This window comes from Mycobacterium alsense, from assembly GCF_002086635.1.
Lineage (GTDB): Bacteria > Actinomycetota > Actinomycetes > Mycobacteriales > Mycobacteriaceae > Mycobacterium > Mycobacterium alsense.
The window spans coordinates 145,462-167,198 of record NZ_MVHD01000006.1; the positions used below are offsets into that span (position 1 = coordinate 145,462).

Below are 21,737 nucleotides of genomic sequence, written 5' to 3' on the forward strand. Positions count from 1 at the left end.
ACATTCAAGGAGAGGGAGAGCATGGACTTAGGTCTAGCGGGTTCGGCCGCGGTGGTCACCGGCGGCAGCAAGGGCATGGGTTTGGCGATCGCCGAGACGCTGGCCGCCGAAGGGGCGAAAGTCGCGGTGATGGCCCGCGGTCGGGACGCCCTTGATGCCGCCACGAAATCACTCATGGCTGCGGGTGCCCCCGATGCCGTGGGCATCAGTGTCGACATGTCGAACGGTGACTCCATCGCAGCGGGATTCCAAGAGGTACAGGAACGATGGGGCGCGCTCAACAGCTTGGTCCACACCATCGGACCGGGCGACGGGTATTTCGAGGAGATGGACGACGCCGAGTGGGACGCTGCGTTCGCGTTGGGCACCATGTCCGGAGTGCGTTCGATCCGCGCTGCGCTGCCCATGCTGCGGGCAGCGGACTGGGCACGCGTCGTCACCCTTTCGGCGCACTCGATCCAGCGGCAGAATCCGCGGATCGTCGCCTACACCGCGTCGAAAGCGGCATTGAGCAGCGTGACCAAGAACCTATCGAAAAGCCTTGCCAAGGACGGCATTCTGGTCAACTGCGTCTGCCCTGGCACCATAGTCACGGCCAGCTTCACCGAGAACCTCAAGGACATCCTGGCAGCGGACGGCCTGGACGCGACGAACCCCGTCGACGTGATGACGTGGATCGACGACAACTTTCACCAGCCGTGCGACCTGGGTCGGGCGGGTCTGCCGGAGGAAATCGCGTCCATCACGACTTACCTGGCCTCTCGACGGAACGGCTATGTCACCGGGGCGACGGTCAACGTAGACGGCGGTTCGGACTTCGTCTGACTTGACCGCCGAGTCGACTTCGGTGGGGGGAGACCCTCGAACTCGACCGACGGGCGCAGGCCGACGGGCACCCCGATGCGATCATCGGCGGCCTGCCCCCGGCCGAATCTGTTGCCGGGGCTGTGGCATTCCTTGACGAGCAGTCGACAGCGTCCCGGTTTCGCGGCGTTCGACCCAAGGGCGCCTTCGCGGGTCCGCTGCCATGCCGCTGGGATCGATGGCGGTCGATGCGCTGGCTCCCTGGCTTGAGCACGCCATCGACGCTTTCGGCGTCGACCGCTGCCTGTTCGCGAGCAACTTCCCGGTTGATGCGATGCACGGTTCCTTCGATGAGCTTTACTCCTCCTACTCGGCGATCACCGCCGGCCTCGGCGCCGGCGCCCGGGACAAGCTCTTTGCCGCCAACGCGGAGCGCATCTACCGCTACTGAGGCGGCGCGGGGCCACGACCGCCATTCTCGCCATCCTGTGCGGCAGCGTGACCACAATCACGCAGCGCAACGGGCGCGCCTTCGGTGTAGTCAGTTGACTACACAACATTGCCGTGATGTAGTCAACTGACTACATCACCCAAGGAGGACGACCCATGACCACAGCGCGCGCTCGGGATCGCGGAAACGATCTGGCCATGAAACTCGACCTTGCGGCACCCATCGGGGCAACCTGGGTCGACAGATGGGAAAGCACCGGCACAACGTTCAGGGTGTTCGACGGCCAGGAGTGGAAAATCAAGCCGGTAGCCGACCACGGGGGACGCGATCCTATCGGCGATATCGTGGTGTCCATTATCGGGCGGCAGTACGCGGATGGGCACGCTGAGCGCGAGATCATCATCGAAGGCGCCGATGCCTCGGTCATCACCCCGACCGAGGCGCGGAAGCTGGGGAGCGCGTTGATCGCCGCCGCAGAAGCAGCTGACGGGTGATCTGCGCGCCCGCTTGGCTTCAGCGGGACTGCGCGACATCGAGATCGTCGACTCCGAGCTGCCTGGCATCGCGACCAGCCGCAAATGATGCCTGCAGTGCCCCCGGCACGACTCGAACGTGCGACCTAGGGATTAGAAGGCCCTTGCTCTATCCACCTGAGCTACGGAGGCAATGTGCAGGTCAGTCTATCGAACGGCACTCACAGAAAGACTCGCCGGGCGCGACGCGCCCGAAAAGCCTTCCCGCGCCGCGCTTATCGGTTATCGTGTGGGCCTCGACACACGTACGACATCGGTTGGTAAACAACCGTTAACCGCAACGACGCGTGTGCCTGACGTCGAGGGGTGGCGTTGCCATGAGCGTGGCCTTGAACCTGACTTCACGGTGCTCGCAGGCCGGCGCCCACGCGCTGCGGCTGGCCGCCGATGCCCGAGACACCTACCGGGCCGGCGCGTTGTTGTTGCGCGGCTCACCGTCCGCGGTCGGCTGGGTGGCCGGCTGGCTCACCACCGAATTCCCCCCGCATGTGCTGACCGGGCACGCGTTGTCCCGTGTGTCGCCGCCCGCGATCGGCCGCGTCGGCACCTCGTGGGCCGCACAGAAGGCCGACCAGGCCCTCACGGCCGCACTCGAGGAGTGCTTCGGCGCCGACTTCCGGGACCAGGTGCGCCACCCCACCTGCGCCGAGACCCCCTGCGCCCCGCGCGGCGGGCTACTGCGCAGGCAAGGGCCGCACCGCCGCTACGCCGCGCAGACCTCGGACATCCCCTACGGCCCCGGGGGCAGCGCACACCTGCTGGACGTCTGGCGGCGCCACGACCTGACGCCCGGGCGCCGTGCGCCGGTCCTCATCCAGGTGCCCGGGGGAGCGTGGGCCGTCGGCGACAAACGCGTGCAGGCCTACACGCTGATGAGCCGGATGGCCGAACTCGGCTGGATCTGCGTGTCGATCAACTACAGCAAGAGCCCGCGCTGCACCTTCCCGACCCACCTCATCGACGTCAAACGGGCCATCGCGTGGGTCCGCGAGAACATCGCCGACTACGGCGGCGACCCCGACTTCGTGGCGATCACCGGCGGGTCGGCCGGCGGGCACCTGGCTTCGCTGGCCGCGCTCACCCCCAACGACCCGGCGCTCCAGCCCGGCTTCGAGGACGCCGACACCAGCGTCCAGGCCGTCGCGCCGTACTACGGCGTCTACGACTTCACCGACTTCGAGAACATGCACGAGCTGATGCTGCCGTTCCTCGAGCAGTTCGTTCTCAAGAGCCGCTACACCGACGACCCCGAGCGGTTCAGGGCGGCCTCACCCATCGCCTACACGCACGGCGAGGCGCCGCCGTTCTTCGTGCTGCACGGCGAGAAGGACGAGCTGGTGCCCAGCGGCCAGGCAAGGGCCTTCTGCGCGGCGCTCAAGGAGGCCGGGGCCGCCACGGTGGCCTACGCCGAACTCGCCAACGCCCACCACGCATTCGACATCACCCCGACGGTCCGGTCGCGGTTGGCCGCCGACGCCGTCGCCGATTTCCTGGGCGTCGTCTACGGGCGCCGCGCCGGCTCCCTGACGGATTCGCTGCCCCTGTCGGCGACTCCGGCCAGCTGACCGTCGCCTTTCACCAGCGCGGGAACCCGACTAGCGTTGGGTGGGCAATCAGTTTCGCGGGTCCGGAGCAGGAGGCTTGGTCGGCGGTGACAACGTTGGCGCGTCGAGTTCATCATCATGGCTGAGTCGATCGAGGCCGTTAAATTGTCCGACGAGCTTGGACCGGTCGACTACCTGATGCACCGGGGCGAGGCGAATCCCCGGACCCGGTCGGGGATCATGGCGCTGGAGCTCCTCGACTCGACGCCGGACTGGGAGCGCTTCCGCACCCGATTCGAAAACGCGTCCCGGCGGGTGTTGCGGCTGCGGCAGAAGGTGGTCGTGCCGACGTTGCCGACGGCGGCGCCGCGCTGGGTGGTCGACCCCGACTTCAACCTGGATTTCCACGTGCGCCGGGTGCGCGTCTCCGGCTCCGGCACGCTGCGCGAGGTGTTCGACCTCGCCGAGGTGATCCTGCAGTCGCCGATGGACATCTCGCGCCCGCTGTGGACGGCCACCCTGGTCGAGGGCCTGGCCGACGGCAGGGCCGCGACGCTGTTGCATGTCAGCCACGCGGTCACCGACGGCGTCGGCGGCGTCGCGATGTTCGCCGAGATCTACGATCTCGAACGCGATCCGCCGCCGAGGCCGACGCCGCCGCAACCCATTCCGCAGGACCTGAGCCCCAACGACCTGATGCGACAGGGCATCAACCGCCTGCCGCTCGCCATCGTCAGCGGCGTCGTGGGCGCGGTATCCGGGGCGGTGTCCGCTGCCGGGCGAGCGGTGCTCGACCCCGTGTCGACGGTGGGGGGAGCGGTCGGCTACGCGATGTCCGGCATGCGGGTGATGAACCGCGCCGCCGAGCCGTCGCCGCTGCTGCGCCGGCGCAGCCTTGCCACCCGCACCGAAGCGATCGACATCCCGCTCGCCGACCTGCACCGGGCCGCCAAGGCCGGCGGCGGATCGATCAACGACGCCTACCTGGCTGGCCTGTCGGGCGCGTTGCGCCGCTACCACGAGGCCTTCGGCGTGCCGATCAGCACGCTGCCGATGGCGGTGCCGGTCAACCTGCGCGCCGACGCCGACACCGCCGGCGGCAACCGGTTCACCGGCGTCAACCTGGCGGCACCGCTGGGCACCGCCGACCCCGTCGCCCGGATGAGGAAGATCCGCGCCCAGATGACGCAGCGGCGCGACGAGCCCGCGATGAACATCGTCGGCTCGATCGCCCCGGTGCTTTCAGTGCTGCCCACACCGATCCTCGAAGGGCTCACCGGCTCGGTGATCGGCTCCGACGTGCAGGCCAGCAACGTCCCGGTCTATCCCGGCGACACCTACATCGCCGGGGCAAAAGTGTTGCGGCAGTACGGGATCGGTCCGCTGCCCGGCGTCGCGATGATGGTGGTGCTGATTTCCCGCGGCGGATGGTGCACGATCACCGTGCGCTACGACCGGGCCTCGGTGCGCAACGAGCCGCTGTTCGCGCAGTGCCTGCTGGAGGGTTTCGACGAGATCCTGGCCCTGGCCGGCGACCCGGCGCCGCGCGCGGTGCCCGCCTCGTTCGTCGAACCGGCCGTCTCGTCGCGATCGGCGTCGGGGTCATGACCGCCTCGGAGGAGCGCGGCACGCCGAAGCCCGCGGCCGAGATGCGGCTGCCGGGTTCCGTCGCCGAGATCATGGCCAGCCCGCCCGGACCCAAGATCGGCGCGTTCTTCGACCTGGACGGGACGCTGGTCGCCGGCTTCACCGCCGTCATCCTGACCCAGGAGCGGCTGCGGCGCCGCGACATGGGGGTGGGGGAGCTGCTCGGCATGGTGCAGGCCGGTCTGAGCCACACGCTGGGGCGCATCGAGTTCGAGGATCTCATCGGCAAGGCCGCTGCCGCGCTGGCCGGGCGGCTGCTCGACGACCTGGAGGAGATCGGCGAGCGGCTGTTCGTCCAGCGGATCGAGTCGCGGATCTACCCCGAGATGCGCGAATTGGTGCGCGCTCACGTTGCCCGCGGCCACACCGTGGTGCTCAGCTCGTCGGCGCTGACCATCCAGGTCAACCCCGTGGCGCGCTTCCTCGGCATCTCCAACATGCTGACCAACAAGTTCGAGACCAACGAGGACGGAATGCTCACCGGCGGCGTGCAGAAGCCGATCCTCTGGGGCCCGGGCAAAGCCGCTGCGGTGCAACGGTTCGCCGCCGAGCACGGCATCGACCTCAAGGACAGCTACTTCTACGCCGACGGCGACGAGGACGTCGCCCTGATGTATCTGGTCGGCAATCCCCGGCCGACCAATCCCGAGGGCAAGATGGCCGCGGTGGCCAAGCGGCGCGGCTGGCCGATCCTGCGATTCGACAGCCGGGGCCGCGTGGGGCTGCGGCGCCAGCTGCGCACGCTCGCCGGCTTCGGTTCGATTTTCCCGGTCGCCGCCGGCGCGGTGGGCATCGGCGTGCTGACCCGCAGCCGCCGCCGGGGCGTCAACTTTTTCACCTCGACCTTTTCCCAGACGCTGCTGGCGATCGCCGGTGTGCACCTCAATGTCATCGGCCAGGAGAACCTGACCGCGCAGCGTCCGGCGGTCTTTATCTTCAACCACCGCAACCAGGTTGACCCGGTCATCACCGGCGCGCTGGTGCGCGAAAACTGGACGGCGGTGGGCAAGAAGGAGCTGGCCAAAGACCCCATCATGGGCACCATCGGCAAGGCGATGGACGCGGCGTTCATCGATCGCGACGACCCGGTCGCCGCGGTGGAGTCGCTGCACGAGATGGAAGAGCTTGCCAGGAAAGGGCTTTCGATCGTGATCGCACCCGAGGGCACCCGGGTCGACACCACCGAGGTCGGGCCGTTCAAGAAGGGGGCCTTCCGCATCGCGATGGCGGTCGGCATCCCGATCGTCCCGATCGTCATCCGCAACGCCGAGATCGTCGCCGCGCGCAACTCGGCCGTGATCAACCCCGGGACGGTCGACGTCGCGGTGTTTCCGCCGATCTCGGTGCAGGACTGGACGGTCGAGACGCTACCCCAGCGCATCGCCGAGGTGCGTCAACTGTATCTGGACACGCTCGCCAACTGGCCGGTCGACGAACTGCCCGAGGTCAGCCTGTACGCCGAGAAGAAGGCGGCCAAGAAGACGGCCAAGAAGGCGACCCCGAAGGCGGCCCCCAAGAAAGCGGCCGCCAAGAAGGCGGCCCCCAAGAAAGCGGCCGCCAAGAAGGCGGCGCCGAAGAAGGCCGCCAAGAAGAAGCCCGCGAAGGCGAACCCGAACGCGTCGACCGTCGGACTCAAAGACGGTGAGGCGCAACAGCCCCGAGGGCGGCCGTGACCAAACCGGCGGCGACTATCAGCGCAGTCCTCGCCGCGCAAGACGCGCTGATATTGGCGTCGATGACCTCGCCCGTCGAGCGGGAACTGGTCATGGCCTGGGTGGACCGGCAGCGGGCGGGCAACGCCGAGGCGAGGTTCGAGGTGCTGACGCTGCCGGAACGCGACGCACCGGCGGCGGCGCTGACCGCGCTGGCCGAACAGCTCGAATCCGAATCCAACGAGGAAGTTGGGGGAGACCGTTCGATCGTGCCCGTGCGGGTGTTCTGGCTGCCGCCGGCCAACCGCGGCCGGCTCGCCAAGCTGGCGGGGCTGATCCCCGGCCGGGATCCCTACCACCCCAACCCCCGTCAGCAGCGACAGATCGTGCACAACGACCCGCAACGCGCGCGGGTGGTGGCCGGCGAGCCGGCGAAGATTTCCGAGCTGCGCCAGCAGTGGCGCGACACCACCGTCGGGGAGGACAAGCGCGACTTCGCGCAATTCGTCACCCGCCGCGCCATCCTGGCGATGGAACGGGCCGAATACCGACGGCTCGGCCCGCAGTACAAGTCGCCGCGGCTGGTGAAGCCGGAGATCTTGGCGTCCACGCGGTTTCGCGCGGGCCTCGACAAGATTCCGGGCGCCACCGTCGAGGAAGCCGCCAAGATGCTCGACGAGCTCGCCACCGGATGGAGCCGGGTTTCCGTCGACCTGGTCGGCGTCCTGGGCCGGGCCATCAGCCGCGGATTCGACCCCGAGATCGACTACGACGAGTATCAGGTCGCGGGCATGCGCTCCGCGCTGGAGGCCCACCCGGCGGTGCTGCTGTTCTCGCACCGGTCGTACATCGACGGCGCTGTGGTGCCGGTGGCGATGCAGGAGAACCGATTACCGCCGGTGCACGTGTTCGCCGGCATCAACCTGTCGTTCGGGGTGATGGGCCCGCTGTTGCGCCGGTCCGGCGTGATCTTCATCCGCCGCAACATCGGCGGCGACCCGCTGTACAAATACGTGCTGCGCGAGTTCGTCGGCTACATCGTCGAGAAGCGGTTCAACCTGAGCTGGTCCATTGAGGGCACCCGCTCGCGCACCGGGAAGATGTTGCCGCCCAAGCTCGGTCTGCTGGCCTACGTCGCCGATGCCTACCTGGACGCCCGCAGCGAGGACATCCTGCTGCAGCCGGTGTCGATCAGCTTCGACCAGCTGCACGAGACCGCGGAATACGCCGCCTACGCCCGCGGCGGCGAGAAGACCCCCGAGGGCATCGGCTGGCTGTACAACTTCATCAGGGCCCAGGGCGAACGCAACTACGGCAAGATCTACGTCCGCTTCCCCGAGGCGGTGTCGATGCGCCAGTACCTCGGCCCGCCGCACGGCCCGCTGGTGCACGATCAGGACGCCAAACGCCTTGCGCTGCAGAAGATGTCGTTCGAGGTCGCATGGCGGATCCTGCAGTCCACCCCGGTGACCGCGACCGGCCTGGTGTGCGCGTTGCTGCTGACCACGCGCGGCGCCGCGCTGACGCTCGACCAGCTCCACCACACGCTGCAGGACTCGCTGGACTACCTCGAGCGCAAGAACATCCCGGTGTCGACCAGCGCGTTGCGGCTGCGCACCCGCGACGGCGTGCGCGCGGCGGTCGACGCGCTGTCCAACGGGCACCCGATCACCCGCGTCGACGGCGGGCGGGAGCCGGTGTGGCTGATCGGGCCCGACAAGGAACACGCGGCGGCGTTCTACCGCAACTCGGTGATCCACGCGTTCCTGGAGACCTCGATCGTCGAGCTGGCGCTCGCGCACGCCAGGCGCGCGGAAGGTGATCGCATGGAGGCCTTTTGGTCGCAGGCCATGCGGTTGCGCGACCTGCTGAAATTCGACTTCTACTTCGCCGATTCGGCGACGTTCCGGGAGAACATCGCCGAAGAGATGGCCTGGCACGACGACTGGGAGGACCACGTCGCCGCCGGGGGCGACGAGATCGACGCGATGTTGTTTTCCAAGCGTCCGTTGATGGCCGACGCGATGCTGCGGGTGTGCTTCGAGGCGTACGAGCTCGTTGCCGACGTGTTGCGCGACGCGCCCGCCGACGTCGGGCAGAAGGAACTCACGGAATCGGCGCTGGGCGTCGGGCGCCAATACGTGGCGCAGACCCGGATCCGCAGCAGCGAATCGGTCTCGACGCTGCTGTTCGCCACCGCCTACCAGGTCGTCGTCGACCAGGATCTGGTCGCACCCGCCGCCGACCTCGCCGAACGGCGCGACGCGTTCCGCCGGGAATTGCGCGCCATCCTTCGCGACTCCGATCACGTCGGGCGAATCGCCCGACACCAGTTCGTCGCCCGGGAGGCAGAGGCCCGCCGGGGCCGCGTGGACATCCGGACTCGGTAGCCCGCGCGACCCCCAATACGCTGGGTGCATGACGGTCCAGCCGGTGCGCGCGCGCCGCGCGCTGCTATGGCCGGTGCTGATCGGCGTCGCGGCGTTGGCCGGCTGCACCGCCGCGGGGATCGGCGCGCTGTCGCTGGCCGGCGCGCTGACCGCCACCGGCCTGCCCGATCCCGGCCCGGCGACCACGCTGGGGCTGCCGTTCGTCCGGGCGGCGGGGGAGATCGCCGCGGTGCTGGCCGTCGGGTCGTTCCTTTTCGCCGCGTTTCTGGTGCCGCCGCAAAGCAGCGGTGTCCTCGACGCCGACGGCTACCGCGCGCTTCGGGTGGGCACGATCGCGTCGGGGGCCTGGGCGGTGTGCGCCGCGCTGCTGGTGCCGCTGACCATCTCCGACGTGTCGGGCCAGCCGGTGATCGACCACCTCAACCCGGTCACGATCTGGTCGTTGGCCGGGATGATCAACACCGCCTCCGCCTGGCGCTGGACCGCGATCCTGGCGGCGGCGGTCACGCTGGCCAGCGCGTCGGTGCTGCGGTGGTCGTGGACGCCGGTGCTGCTGGCCGGATCGCTGGTGACGCTGATCCCGCTCGGATTGACCGGCCACTCGTCGGCCGGTGGCTCGCACGACCTGGCCACCAACAGCCTGCTGATCCACCTCGTCGCCGCGGGCCTGTGGGCCGGCGGCCTGCTCGCCCTGCTCGCCCACGCGCTGCGCCGCGGCGACCACACCGCGCTGGCGGCGCGGCGATTCTCGGCGGTAGCGCTGTGGTGCTGGGTGGCGATGGCGCTGAGCGGGTTGGTGAACGCGTTGGTGCGCGTGCTGCCGTCGGACCTGCTGACCACCGGCTACGGGCGGCTGGTCGTCGCCAAATTCGTCGCGCTGTGCGCGCTGGGGGTCCTGGGCTGGCGCCAGCGGCGCTCGGGAGTGGCTGCGCTGCAAGCCAATCCGGGCACCTCCCGCGGGGCGCTGGTCAGGCTCGCGCTGATCGAGGCGGCGGTGTTCGGCCTCACCTTCGGCATCGCCGTCGGGCTGGGCCGCACCGCCCCGCCGCCGCCTCCGGCGCGGCTGCCCACCGTCGCCGAGGCCGAGATCGGCTACGACTTCGACGGGCCTCCCACCGTGACGCGCATCCTGTTCGACTGGCGTTTCGACCTGATCTTCGGCAGCGCCGCGATCGTCCTCGCCGCGGTCTACGTCGCGGGGGTGGTGCGGCTGCGGCGCCGCGGCGACGGCTGGCCCCCGGGCCGGACCCTGAGCTGGCTGCTGGGCTGCCTGGCGCTGCTGTTCGTGACGTCGTCGGGCGTCGGCAGGTACATGCCGGCGATGTTCAGCATGCACATGGTCGCCCACATGGGCCTGTCGATGCTGGTACCGATCCTGCTGGTGCTCGGCGCCCCGGTCACGCTGGCGTTGCGCGCGCTGCCCGCCGCGGGCCGGGGCGACCCGCCCGGCCCGCGGGAATGGCTGTTGGCCGCGCTGCACAGCCACGTGTCGCGGTTCCTCACCAACCCGGTGGTGGCGACCGTGCTGTTCGTCGCCGGGTTCTACGGGCTGTACCTGTCGGACCTGTTCGACATCGCCGTGAGCAGCCACGCCGGCCACCTGGCGATGAACGTGCACTTCCTGCTGAGCGGCTACCTGTTCTACTGGGTGGTCATCGGGGTCGACCCCACGCCGCGGCCGCTCCCGCCGCTGGCCAAGGTGGCCGTCGTGTTCGCGTCGTTGCCGCTGCACGCCTTCTTCGGGGTGGTGCTGATGGGCACCAAGACCGTGCTCGGCGCGAGCTTTTACCGGTCGCTGGGGCTGAGCTGGCACACCGACCTGCTGGGCGACCAGCGACTGGGCGGGGGGATCGCGTGGGCGGCGGGCGAGGTGCCGCTGGTGATCGTGATGCTTGCGCTGCTGGTGCAATGGGCGCGCAGCGACCAGCGCACCGCCCGGCGGCTGGACCGCGCGGCCGAGCGCGACGACGACGCCGAGCTGGCCGCCTACAACGCGATGCTGGCCGAACTGGCGCGCCGCGAGCCCTGACGCTGCGTTGACTCTGCGTTCAGGGCGGAAAAGTGCGAGTAGCCCCCGCCGTCACCGCCGAATCAAAGCCCCCAGGTTCGGAGCCGCCGATCCACAGTTGGGGCCTTGTCCACACGGTGCGCGCCGAGCCGCACCGGCCGCCCCGCCCTGTCGCTGCCCGCGCGCTGAATGGCAACCGGCACACACGCGACACGAAAGGAAATGAGTCAATGTTCGAAACACCGCTGACCGTCGTGGGTCACATCGTCAACAACCCCGAGCGCCGGCAGGTCGGCACCCAGGAGGTCATGAAGTTCCGGGTGGCCAGCAATTCGCGCCGCCGGACCGCCGACGGCGGCTGGGAGCCGGGAAACTCGCTGTTCATCAACGTGAACTGCTGGGGCAAGTTGGTCACCGGAGTCGGCGCCGCACTGGGCAAGGGCGCACCGGTGATCGTGGTCGGTCACGTGTACACCAGCGAGTACGAGGACCGGGACGGCAATCGCCGGTCGTCGCTGGAGATGCGCGCGACGTCGGTCGGGCCCGACGTGTCCCGCGCGATCGTGCGCATCGAAAAGCCCGGTTACACGGGTCCGAGTGCGGGCGAGGTCGCGGCGGCCTCGGGCGACGGCGAGGGACAAACCGCCGACGACGGCGACGACGCCGACGGTGCGGAGTCCGCAGCATCCGAGGCCACCGGGTCCGACGCGGAACCGGGGGCGCTGTCGCTGTCGGCTTAGCTGCGGCAATGGGGCCGCCGCGCGGTGCCTAGGATGGTCGGCGGGATCATTCTGCAAAACCAGAAAGGCAACACCGCGGCATGGCTGAGTTCATCTACACGATGAAAAAGGTCCGCAAGGCGCACGGCGACAAGGTCATCCTGGACGACGTCACGTTGAGCTTCTTCCCGGGCGCCAAGATCGGCGTCGTGGGCCCCAACGGCGCCGGCAAGTCGAGCGTCTTGCGGATCATGGCCGGCCTGGACAAGCCGAACAACGGCGAAGCCTTCCTGGCCACCGGCGCCACCGTCGGCATCCTGCAACAGGAGCCGCCGCTGAACGAGGAGAAGACCGTTCGCGGCAACGTCGAAGAGGGGCTGGGCGACATCAAGGTCAAGCTCGACCGCTTCAACGAGGTCGCCGAGTTGATGGCCACCGACTACTCCGACGAGCTGATGGAGGAGATGGGCCGGCTGCAGGAGGAACTGGACCACGCCGAGGCGTGGGACCTCGACTCGCAGCTGGAGCAGGCGATGGACGCGCTGCGCTGCCCGCCGCCGGACGACCCGGTGACGAACCTGTCCGGCGGCGAGCGCCGCCGCGTGGCGCTGTGCAAGCTGCTGCTGTCCAAGCCGGATCTGCTGCTGCTCGACGAGCCGACCAACCACCTGGACGCCGAGAGCGTGCAGTGGCTCGAGCAGCACCTGGCCGCCTACCCGGGGGCGATCCTGGCGGTGACCCACGACCGGTATTTCCTGGACAACGTCGCCGAGTGGATCCTCGAGCTCGACCGCGGGCGCGCGTACCCGTACGAGGGCAACTACTCGACCTATCTGGAGAAGAAGGCCGAGCGGCTGGCGGTGCAGGGCCGCAAGGACGCCAAGCTGCAAAAGCGCCTGCAAGACGAGCTGGCGTGGGTGCGGTCCGGGGCGAAGGCCCGCCAGGCCAAGAGCAAGGCCCGCCTGCAGCGGTACGAGGAGATGGCCGCCGAGGCGGAAAAGACGCGCAAGCTCGACTTCGAGGAGATCCAGATCCCGGTCGGGCCCCGGCTGGGCAACGTCGTCGTCGAGGTGGAGCACCTCGACAAGGGCTACGACGGGCGCACGCTGATCAAGGACCTGTCGTTCACGTTGCCGCGCAACGGAATCGTCGGGGTCATCGGCCCCAACGGGGTGGGCAAGACCACGCTGTTCAAGACCATCGTCGGGCTCGAGCAGCCCGACAGCGGCACCGTCAAGATCGGCGAGACCGTCAAGCTGAGCTACGTCGACCAGGCCCGCTCCGGCATCGACCCCAAGAAGACCGTGTGGGAAGTGGTCTCCGACGGGCTGGACTACATCGAGGTCGGCCAGAGCGAGGTGCCGTCGCGGGCCTACGTGTCGGCGTTCGGCTTCAAGGGCCCGGACCAGCAGAAGCCGGCCGGCGTGCTGTCCGGCGGGGAGCGCAACCGGCTGAACCTGGCGCTGACGCTCAAGCAGGGCGGCAACCTGATCCTGCTCGACGAGCCGACCAACGACCTGGACGTCGAGACCCTGAGCTCGCTGGAGAACGCGCTGGAAAAGTTTCCGGGTTGCGCGGTGGTGATTTCGCACGACCGCTGGTTCCTCGACCGCACGTGCACGCACATCCTGGCCTGGGAAGGCGACGAGGACAACGAGGCCAAGTGGTTCTGGTTCGAGGGCAACTTCGGGGCGTACGAGGAAAACAAGGTCGAGCGGCTCGGCGAGGAGGCCGCCCGGCCGCACCGAGTGACCCACCGCAAGCTCACGCGCGACTAGTGTCGGGTTAGCCAAGCCCGCTGCCGGGCGAGGCGATCGGCGCAGCCGGCGTCCGTCGCGAGTTGGGAGCAATCGGCATGACGATCGATCCCGGTGCTAAGCCAGATTTCAAGCCGTGGACCGCGTTCACCACGAGTGACGACATTCCCGACTGGATCGCGAACGCCTACGTCGAAAGCTATCGCGGTCCGCGCGGAGAAGAACCCGACACCGCCACACCCGCCGACCCCTCGGACATGGTGACCCCCGCGATGTTGCGCGCCCACTACCGGCTCGGCCAGTGCCGCGCGCAAAGCGGAAGCTGCGTCTGCGTGTACCCGGCCGACGACACCGACGGGTTCGGACCCGCGCTCCAGGTCGTCACCGACCACGGCAGCATGCTGCTGGACTCCGTCACTGTCCTGCTGCACCGGCTCGGTGTCGCCTACGCGGGGATCATGACGCCGGTGTTCGACGTGCGGCGCAACGCCGAGGGCGACCTGCTCAGCATCGCGCCCAAAGCGCCCGGCGCGTCGCAGTACGACGGCGAAGCGTGGATCTACGTCCCGCTGTCGCCATCCGTCGACAGCAGGACCCTCGCCGAGGTGGAGCGGCTGCTGCCCAGGGTGCTGGCCGACGTCAAGCAGGTCGCCACCGACGCCGCCGGGTTGATCAGCACGCTGAGAGAGCTGGCCGCCGCCGTCGAAACCAACTCCGGCGACCGCTTTGCGGCGCCGGACCGCCGGGACGTCGCGGAGCTGCTGCGCTGGCTGGGCAAGGGGAACTTCCTGCTGCTGGGCTACCAACGCTGCCGGGTGCACGACAAGCTGGTGTCCAGCGATGGCCCCACCGGCCTCGGCGTCCTGCGCACGCGCACCGGTTCGCGCCCGCGGTTGACCGACGACGGTCACCTGCTGGTCCTGGCCCAATCCGTCGTCGGCAGCTACCTGCGCTACGGCGCCTATCCGTACGTGATCGCCGTTCGCGAAAAAAGCGACGACGGCGGTGTACTCGAGCACCGCCTCGTGGGGCTGTTCACGGTCGCGGCCATGAACGCCGATGTCCTGGAAATCCCAATGATCTCGCGCCGGGTCCGCGAAGCGCTCGCGATGGCCGACAGCGACCCCATCCACCCGGGCCAGCTGCTGCTCGACGTCATCCAGACCGTCCCGCGCTCGGAGCTTTTCACGCTGAGCGCCGAACGGCTTTTGACGATGGCCAAAGCGGTGGTGGACCTGGGATCGCAGCGGCGTGCGCTGTTGTTCGTGCGCGCCGACCGGCTGCAGTACTTCGTCTCCTGCCTGGTCTACCTTCCGCGCGACCGCTACACCACCGCGGTGCGGTTGCAGATGGAGGACATCCTGGTCCGCGAATTCGGCGGGACGAGGCTGGAGTTCACCGCTCGTGTGAGCGAATCGCCTTGGGCGCTCATGCATTTCATGGTTCGGTTGCCCCAGGAGGACGATACCAGCCCCGCCGCCGCGCCCGTCGACACGTCGGAAGCCAACCGAATCCGGATCCAGGGGTTGCTGAGTGAGGCCGCGCGAACGTGGGGGGATCGCCTGATCGCCGCTGCCGCCGACCTTTCCGATTCCCCCGTCTCGCACGCCGACGCCGAGCATTACGCCTCCGCCTTCAGCGAGGTCTACAAGCAGGCCGTCACGCCCACCGACGCCATCGCGCACATCGCCATCATCAACGAACTGTCCGACGGTTCGGTCAAATTGGTGTTCTCCGACCGCGGCGAGGACGGGATCGCCCAGCTGACATGGTTTTTGGGCGCTCACGCCGCCTCGCTGAGCCAGCTGTTGCCGATGCTGCAGAGCATGGGGGTGGTCGTGCTGGAGGAGCGGCCGTTCACCGTCGCCCGCCCGGACGGCATGCCGGTGTGGATCTACCAGTTCAAGATCCAGCCGCACCCGACGATCAGCCTCGCGACCACGGAGGCCGAACGCGACGCCACCGCCGAGCGATTCGCCGACGCGGTCACCGCGATCTGGCAGGGCCGCGTCGAGATCGACCGCTTCAACGAGCTGGTGTTGCGCGCAAGGCTGACCTGGCAGCAGGCCGTCCTCCTGCGCGCCTACGCGAAGTACCTGCGGCAGGCCAACTTTCCCTACAGCCAGTCCCACATCGAATCGGTGCTCAACGAGCACCCCTCGACGGTGCGGTCGCTGGTCACGCTGTTCGAGGCGCTTTTCGACCCGAGGGAATCGGGGGGGCCGACGTCGCGCGACGCGCAAGCGGCCGCCGCCGCGGTCGCCGCGGACATCGACGCCCTGGTGAGCCTGGACACCGACCGCATCCTGCGCGCGTTCGCGTCGCTGGTTCAGGCCACGCTGCGGACGAATTACTTTGTGACGCGTGAGGGTTCGGCTCGCGCCCGGGATGCGTTGGCCCTCAAGCTGGACGCCCAGCTGCTCGACGAGCTGCCGCTGCCACGCCCGAAGTTCGAAATCTTCGTGTACTCGCCACGCGTCGAGGGCGTGCACCTGCGCTTCGGCCCGGTGGCGCGCGGCGGGCTGCGGTGGTCCGACCGCCGCGACGACTTCCGCACCGAGATTCTCGGGCTGGTCAAGGCGCAGGCGGTGAAGAACGCCGTCATCGTGCCGGTCGGCGCCAAGGGCGGGTTCGTGCTCAAGCGCGCGCCGCTGCCCTCCGGTGATGCCGCCGTCGACCGCGACGCCAGCCGCGCAGAGGGCGTCGCGTGCTATCAGCTGTTCATCTCCGGGCTGCTCGACGTCACCGACAACGTCGACCACGCAACGGGAAAGGTCAGCCCACCCCCCGGGGTGATTCGCCGCGACGGCGACGACGCCTACCTCGTGGTGGCCGCCGACAAGGGCACCGCCACGTTCTCCGACATCGCCAACGACGTCGCCAAGTCCTACGGGTTCTGGCTTGGTGACGCGTTCGCGTCCGGCGGTTCGGTGGGCTACGACCACAAGGCCATGGGCATCACCGCCAAGGGCGCGTGGGAGGCCGTCAAGCGCCACTTCCGGGAAATGGGCGTCGACACCCAGTCCGAGGAGTTCACCGTCGTCGGCATCGGAGACATGAGCGGCGACGTGTTCGGTAACGGCATGCTGCTGTCCAAGCACATCAGGCTGGTGGCCGCCTTCGACCACCGGCACATCTTCCTCGATCCCGATCCCGATGCCGCGCGGTCGTGGGAGGAACGCCGGCGGATGTTCGACCTGCCGCGTTCGAGCTGGGGCGACTACGACGCCTCGTTGATCAGCGAGGGCGGCGGGGTCTACAGCCGCGAACAGAAGGCCATCCCGGTCAGCCCGCAGGTCCGCGACGCCCTGGGCATCGCCGGCGAGGCCGGCGAGATGTCCCCGCCGGAGCTCATCCGGGCGATCCTGCAGGCGCCGGTCGACCTGTTGTTCAACGGCGGCATCGGCACCTACATCAAGGCGGAGTCCGAGTCCGACGCCGACGTCGGCGACCGCGCCAATGACCCGGTGCGCATCAACGGGAATCAGGTGCGCGCCAAGGTGATCGGCGAGGGTGGCAACCTCGGCGTGACGGCGCTGGGCCGTGTGGAGTTCGACCTGTCGGGCGGGCGAATCAATACCGACGCGATGGACAACTCCGCCGGCGTCGACTGTTCCGACCACGAGGTGAACATCAAGATCCTGATCGATTCGCTGGTCACCGCGGGCAAGGTGAAGGCCGAGGAGCGCAAAGAGCTGCTGGAGTCGATGACCGACGAGGTTGCGCGATTGGTGCTCGCCGACAACGAAGAGCAAAACGACTTGATCGGCACCAGCCGCGCCAATGCGGCCAGCCTGCTGCCGGTGCACGCGATGCAGATCAAATACCTCGAAAGCCGCGGGCTCAACCGGGAATTGGAGGCGCTGCCGTCGGAGAAGGAGATCCACCGTCGCCTCGAGGCCGGGTTGGGGCTGACGTCCCCGGAGCTGTGCATGCTGATGGCGCATGTCAAGCTCACGCTCAAAGAGGACATGCTCACCACCGAGCTGCCGGAGCAGGACGTGTTCGCATCCCGCCTGCCGCGATACTTTCCGGCGCCGCTGCGCGAACGGTTCACCCCGGAGATCCGCACCCACCAGCTGCGCCGGGAGATCGTCACCACGATGCTGGTCAACGACTTGGTGAACACCGCGGGCATCAGCTACGCCTTCCGCATCACCGAAGACGTCGGTGTCGGGCCGATCGACGCGGTGCGCACCTACGTCGCCACCGATGCGATCTTCGGCGTGAGCGAGATCTGGCGGCAGGTCCGTGCGGCGAATCTGCCCGTCGCGCTGTCGGACCGGCTCACGCTGGACACCCGCCGGCTGATCGACCGCGCCGGGCGCTGGCTGCTCAACTACCGCCCCCAGCCGCTGGCCGTCGGCGCCGAGATCAACCGGTTCGCGGCGAAGGTCAAGGAGCTGACACCCCGGATGTCGGAGTGGTTGCGCGGCGACGACAAGGCCATCGTGGAAAAGGAGGCCGCGGAGTTCGCGTCGCAGGGCGCACCGAACGAGCTGGCCTACATGGTCGCGGCCGGCCTGTACCGCTACAGCCTGCTGGACATCATCGACGTCGCCGACATCACCGAGATCGACACCGCCGAGGTGGCGGACACCTATTTTGCGCTGATGGACCGCCTGGGCACCGATGGCCTGCTGACCGCCGTCTCCGAGCTGCCGCGGCACGACCGCTGGCAGTCGTTGGCGCGCTTGGCGATTCGCGACGACATCTACTCCTCGCTGCGGTCGCTGTGCTTTGACGTGCTGGCCGTGGGGGAACCCGACGAGAGCGGCGAAGAGAAGATCGGGGAGTGGGAGCAGATGAGCGCCTCCCGGGTGGAGCGCGCGCGCCGGACGCTCACCGAGATACAGGAAAGCGGCGCAAAGGATCTCGCCACGCTGTCGGTTGCCGCGCGGCAGATCCGGCGGATGACACGCACCAGCGGGAGGGGATCGTCGAGTTGAGCATCGGGTACGTCGCGCCGGTCCCGGTGCGCTGGTCGGACATCGACATGTACCAGCACATCAACCACGCCACCATGGTCACGATCCTCGAAGAGGCGCGGGTGCAGTTCCTCCACGAGCCGTTCGCCGCCGACATCACCAGCATCGGGCTGCTGATCGCCGACGTGCGGGTCACCTACAAGGGCCAGCTGCGGCTGACCGATTCGCCGCTGCAGGTGACCACGTGGACCAAACGGCTGCGCGCCGTCGACTTCACGCTTGGCTACGAGGTCCGATCGGTCAACGCCGACCCCGCGTCGAGGCCCGCCGTCGTCGCCGAGACGCAGTTGGCGGCGGTCCACATCGAGGAGCAGCGGCTGGTGCGCCTGGCGCCGCACCATCGGGAGTATCTGCAGCGGTGGATCCGGGACTAGACAGGGCGGCCGAGCGCGGGCTGTGGCTGCGTGACCCCGCGCACCGCGGGGACCTGGCCGCGTTCGTCGATCACGCGCTGCGGCTGGACGGCTCCACGGTCGTTCGGCTGCGCGCGCGATCGGCGGGGCAGCTGACCGCCTGGGTGGCAACGGGTTTCGACGTGCTGGCCAGCCGGGTGGTGGTCGGCAGGGTGCGGCCGGACGACCTGTCGGTGGCCGCGGACTCCCTGGCGCGCGGCCTGTCGGCGGCCGACGCCTCGGGTTACGTCGACCCGGGCTTCGCGATGGACTCCGCGTGGCGTGCGGCGCTGCCGCCGGAATCCGGCTTCACCCACCTCGACGATGTGCCCGCCCGGGTGATGCTGGACCTGGCGCAGCGCGGCGCGCAACTCGCCAAGGAGCACGGTAGTTCGCACGGCCCGCCGGTCTCGCTGCTCGACCAGGAGGTCATCCGGGTCAGCTCGGCCGACGTCAGCGTCGGGTTGCCGATGCGCTGCGTTTTGGCGTTGACCGCCATGGGTTTCCTGCCGCAGTCGCCCGCCGGCGCCACCGCCGACGAGGCGGTCCGGGTCCGGATCCTGCCGTCGTGGTTGCGGATCGACGCCAAGTTCGGCTCGGTGTACCGCCGCCGCGGCCACGCCGCGCTGGTGCTGCGCTGAAGCCTCGCGCGGGTCAGACCAGCCACGCCGCCGCGTCCGGCGGCAGCTTCCGGTCAACCAGCGGCGCGCTGGCCAAGATGAGTTCCCCCTGCGGAAGCGCCATCGGGCGGCGGCCGGCGTTGAGCGCGCACACCAGGCCCCCGTCCAGGCGCCGGAACACCACCGCGCCGCGCGGCGACTTCTGCCACTCGATCTCGGTGCCGCGGAATTCGCCGCGCTCCCTGCGGGTTTGGAGCGCGCGCCGAAAAAAGGACAGGGTCGACGAGGGGTCGCCGAGCTGCCGTTCCACCGTCAGCGCCGCCCAGTCCGCCGGCATCGGCAGCCAGGTGTCGGCGCCGGTGGAGAACCCGAACGGGGGCGCGGCGCCCGACCACGGGAGCGGGACCCGGCACTTGTCGCGCCCGCGTTCGGTGTGCCCGGAGCGTTCCCACGTCGGATCCTGGAGCACCTCGTCGGGCAGCGGCACGTCGGGCAGGCCCAGCTCCTCGCCGTTGTAGATGAACACCGCGCCCGGCAGGGCGAGCATCACCATCGCCATGGCCCGCGCCCGGCGCAGCCCGAGCTCGCCGCCGCCGTAGCGGGTGACCTCGCGGCCCACGTCGTGGTTGGACAGCGTCCAGGTCGGGGTGGCGTTCACGAGCGCGGTCGCCGCCAGCGAGTTGACGATCGCGTCGCGGACTTCGCTTGCCGCGAAGTCGATTTGGGCGAGGCGGAAGTTGAACCCGAGATGCAGCTCGTCGGGCCGCAGGTACTCCGCCCAGCGGGCGTTGTCGGTGACCCACACCTCGCCGACGGTCACCGCCCCGGGATAGTCGTCGACGACCGCGCGGATGCCGCGGTGGATGTCGTGCACGCGGGGGTGGTTGAACCGCGGGTCGTCGTCGTTGTGGCGCAGGATCTTGGCCAGGCCCTCGGGCGCGTCGGCCAGGTCGGACGGCTTGGCCATCCCGTGCGCCACGTCGATGCGAAACCCGTCCACCCCGCGGTCCAGCCAGAAGCGCAGCGTCTTCTCGAAGTCGTCGAAGACGTCGGGGTGCTCCCAGTTCAGGTCGGGCTGTTCGGCGTCGAACAGGTGCAGATACCACTGGCCCGGGTTGCCGTCGGGTTCGGTCACCCGGGTCCAGGCCGGCCCGCCGAACACCGACAGCCAATTGTTGGGCGGCCGCTCGCCCGCGGGGCCGCGCCCGTCGCGGAAGTAGTAGCGGTCCCGCGCCGCCGTGCCCGGCCCGGCCTCCAGGGCCGCGACAAACCAGGGGTGCTGGGAACTGGTGTGGTTGGGCACCACGTCCATCGTCACCTTGATGCCCCGCCGGTGCGCGGCGTCGACCAGGCGCTCGAATGCGGCCAGCCCGCCGAACAACGGGTCGATGTCGCGGGGGTCGGCGACGTCGTAGCCGTGGTCGGCCATCGGGGAGACGGTGACCGGGTTGAGCCAGATGGCGTCGACGCCCAGTCGTTGCAGGTGTTCCAGGCGGGCCGTCAGCCCGTCGAGGTCACCGATCCCGTCGCCGTCGCTGTCGGCGAACGACCGCGGATACACCTGGTAGAAGACCGCGCTCGTCCACCACGGCTCGGCGCTCCTGCTGCCCGGCATCAAAATGTCGCGTTGACCAGGGAGTGCGCGGCCATTTCGAGGTAGTCGAGCAGCTCGCGGCGATGCTCGTCGTCAAGCGTGCGGGAGTCGATGGAGGCGACCGCGGTGTGCATGCACCGCAGCCAGGCGTCGCGCTCGATGGGGGTGATGCGGAACGGGGCGTGACGCATCCGCAGCCGCGGGTGCCCGCGCCGCTCGGAGTAGGTGCGCGGGCCGCCCCAGTACTGCTCGAGGAACATGCGCAACCGCTCTTCGGCGCCGGCCAGGTCGTCTTCGGGATACAGCTGGCTCAAAATCTCGTCCTCGGGCACCTGCGCGTAAAACCGCGACACGATCGCATCGAAGGTCTCGGCGCCGCCGACGGCATCGTAAAAGCTCACCTGGGTCATCGCCTCCATTGTGATGCATCGCGGTGTTCACCCGATCGACACGCCTCGCACCAGCAATAAGGGTGCGTTCGGCGGCAAATCATGGTGGACTATCGGCGGAGGATCCATGGCGCATGGCAAGAGACGCCGCGGCCACCGCAGTTCCGGTGCCGCGGCAGGGTTAACCGGGCCCGCAACCGCGTCACCCCTGCATAGCGTTTCCCACCGCCCCACGGCCGGCGCCGATAC

General features: G+C 69.1%; 15 protein-coding genes, 1 tRNA gene and 1 pseudogene. 14 read left to right on the top strand and 3 right to left on the bottom strand.

The window, feature by feature from the left end; genetic code table 11:
* Positions 1-21 precede the first annotated feature (21 nt).
* From BST11_RS06490 to BST11_RS06500, 3 genes are all read left to right on the top strand, one after another.
* Positions 22-825, top strand: coding sequence for an SDR family NAD(P)-dependent oxidoreductase (locus BST11_RS06490; RefSeq protein WP_083137142.1), 804 nt, complete (start codon positions 22-24; stop codon positions 823-825).
* Positions 826-1,027: 202 nt separating this feature from the next.
* Positions 1,028-1,255, top strand: a complete 228-nt coding sequence (locus BST11_RS06495; protein ID WP_083137143.1) for an amidohydrolase family protein — start codon at positions 1,028-1,030, stop codon at positions 1,253-1,255.
* A gap of 155 nt (positions 1,256-1,410) precedes the next feature.
* A complete protein-coding gene (locus tag BST11_RS06500) occupies positions 1,411-1,749 on the top strand; it encodes a hypothetical protein (RefSeq protein WP_142276214.1) in 339 nt (112 codons plus the stop codon).
* A 97-nt stretch (positions 1,750-1,846) separates the two neighbouring features.
* Here the strand turns inward: BST11_RS06500 and BST11_RS06505 are convergent.
* Positions 1,847-1,920 (bottom strand) — tRNA-Arg (locus BST11_RS06505).
* Between the two features lie 185 nt (positions 1,921-2,105).
* Here BST11_RS06505 and lipQ point away from each other — a divergent pair.
* The 10 genes from lipQ (at position 2,106) to BST11_RS06555 (ending at position 19,526) form a co-directional block, all read left to right on the top strand.
* A complete protein-coding gene (lipQ, locus tag BST11_RS06510) occupies positions 2,106-3,353 on the top strand; it encodes an esterase LipQ (RefSeq protein ID WP_083137145.1) in 1,248 nt (415 codons plus the stop codon).
* A gap of 117 nt (positions 3,354-3,470) precedes the next feature.
* Entirely contained in the window at positions 3,471-4,940 is a 1,470-nt protein-coding gene (locus BST11_RS06515; RefSeq protein ID WP_083137146.1) for a WS/DGAT/MGAT family O-acyltransferase, read from the top strand.
* Positions 4,937-6,652 carry an HAD-IB family hydrolase/lysophospholipid acyltransferase family protein gene (locus BST11_RS06520; RefSeq protein WP_083137147.1) on the top strand — a complete coding sequence of 572 codons (1,716 nt, stop codon included), beginning with the start codon at positions 4,937-4,939 and terminating at the stop codon, positions 6,650-6,652. The genes BST11_RS06515 and BST11_RS06520 overlap by 4 nt, the downstream gene beginning before the upstream one ends.
* Entirely contained in the window at positions 6,649-9,021 is a 2,373-nt protein-coding gene (locus BST11_RS06525) for a glycerol-3-phosphate 1-O-acyltransferase (RefSeq protein ID WP_083137148.1), read from the top strand. The genes BST11_RS06520 and BST11_RS06525 overlap by 4 nt, the downstream gene beginning before the upstream one ends.
* Positions 9,022-9,049: 28 nt before the next feature.
* Entirely contained in the window at positions 9,050-11,050 is a 2,001-nt protein-coding gene (locus BST11_RS06530) for a bifunctional copper resistance protein CopD/cytochrome c oxidase assembly protein (protein ID WP_083137149.1), read from the top strand.
* 209 nt (positions 11,051-11,259) lie between these two features.
* Entirely contained in the window at positions 11,260-11,769 is a 510-nt protein-coding gene (locus BST11_RS06535; RefSeq protein ID WP_083137150.1) for a single-stranded DNA-binding protein, read from the top strand.
* 80 nt (positions 11,770-11,849) lie between these two features.
* The gene (gene ettA, locus BST11_RS06540) at positions 11,850-13,526 is read left to right on the top strand and encodes an energy-dependent translational throttle protein EttA (protein WP_068208182.1); all 1,677 of its coding nucleotides are present in this window, start codon (positions 11,850-11,852) and stop codon (positions 13,524-13,526) included.
* A gap of 77 nt (positions 13,527-13,603) precedes the next feature.
* Positions 13,604-18,454, top strand: coding sequence for an NAD-glutamate dehydrogenase (locus BST11_RS06545; RefSeq protein WP_083137151.1), 4,851 nt, complete (start codon positions 13,604-13,606; stop codon positions 18,452-18,454).
* The gene (locus tag BST11_RS06550; protein WP_083137152.1) at positions 18,451-18,867 is read left to right on the top strand and encodes an acyl-CoA thioesterase; all 417 of its coding nucleotides are present in this window, start codon (positions 18,451-18,453) and stop codon (positions 18,865-18,867) included. The genes BST11_RS06545 and BST11_RS06550 overlap by 4 nt, the downstream gene beginning before the upstream one ends.
* On the top strand, positions 18,852-19,526 hold the full coding sequence (locus BST11_RS06555; RefSeq protein WP_083137153.1) for a DUF8010 domain-containing protein: 675 nt from the start codon (positions 18,852-18,854) through the stop codon (positions 19,524-19,526). Before BST11_RS06550 ends, BST11_RS06555 begins: the two co-directional genes overlap by 16 nt.
* Positions 19,527-19,539: 13 nt before the next feature.
* On the opposite strand, the gene BST11_RS06560 is transcribed toward BST11_RS06555, so the two are convergent.
* Positions 19,540-21,120 carry a glycoside hydrolase family 13 protein gene (locus BST11_RS06560; protein ID WP_083137154.1) on the bottom strand — a complete coding sequence of 527 codons (1,581 nt, stop codon included), beginning with the start codon at positions 21,118-21,120 and terminating at the stop codon, positions 19,540-19,542.
* Positions 21,120-21,509, bottom strand: a complete 390-nt coding sequence (locus BST11_RS06565; protein WP_083137174.1) for a globin — start codon at positions 21,507-21,509, stop codon at positions 21,120-21,122. The genes BST11_RS06560 and BST11_RS06565 overlap by 1 nt, the downstream gene beginning before the upstream one ends.
* Positions 21,510-21,615: 106 nt before the next feature.
* Between BST11_RS06565 and BST11_RS06570 the strand changes: the two are divergent.
* Positions 21,616-21,737, top strand: a pseudogene (locus BST11_RS06570) (HNH endonuclease); the annotation flags it as partial.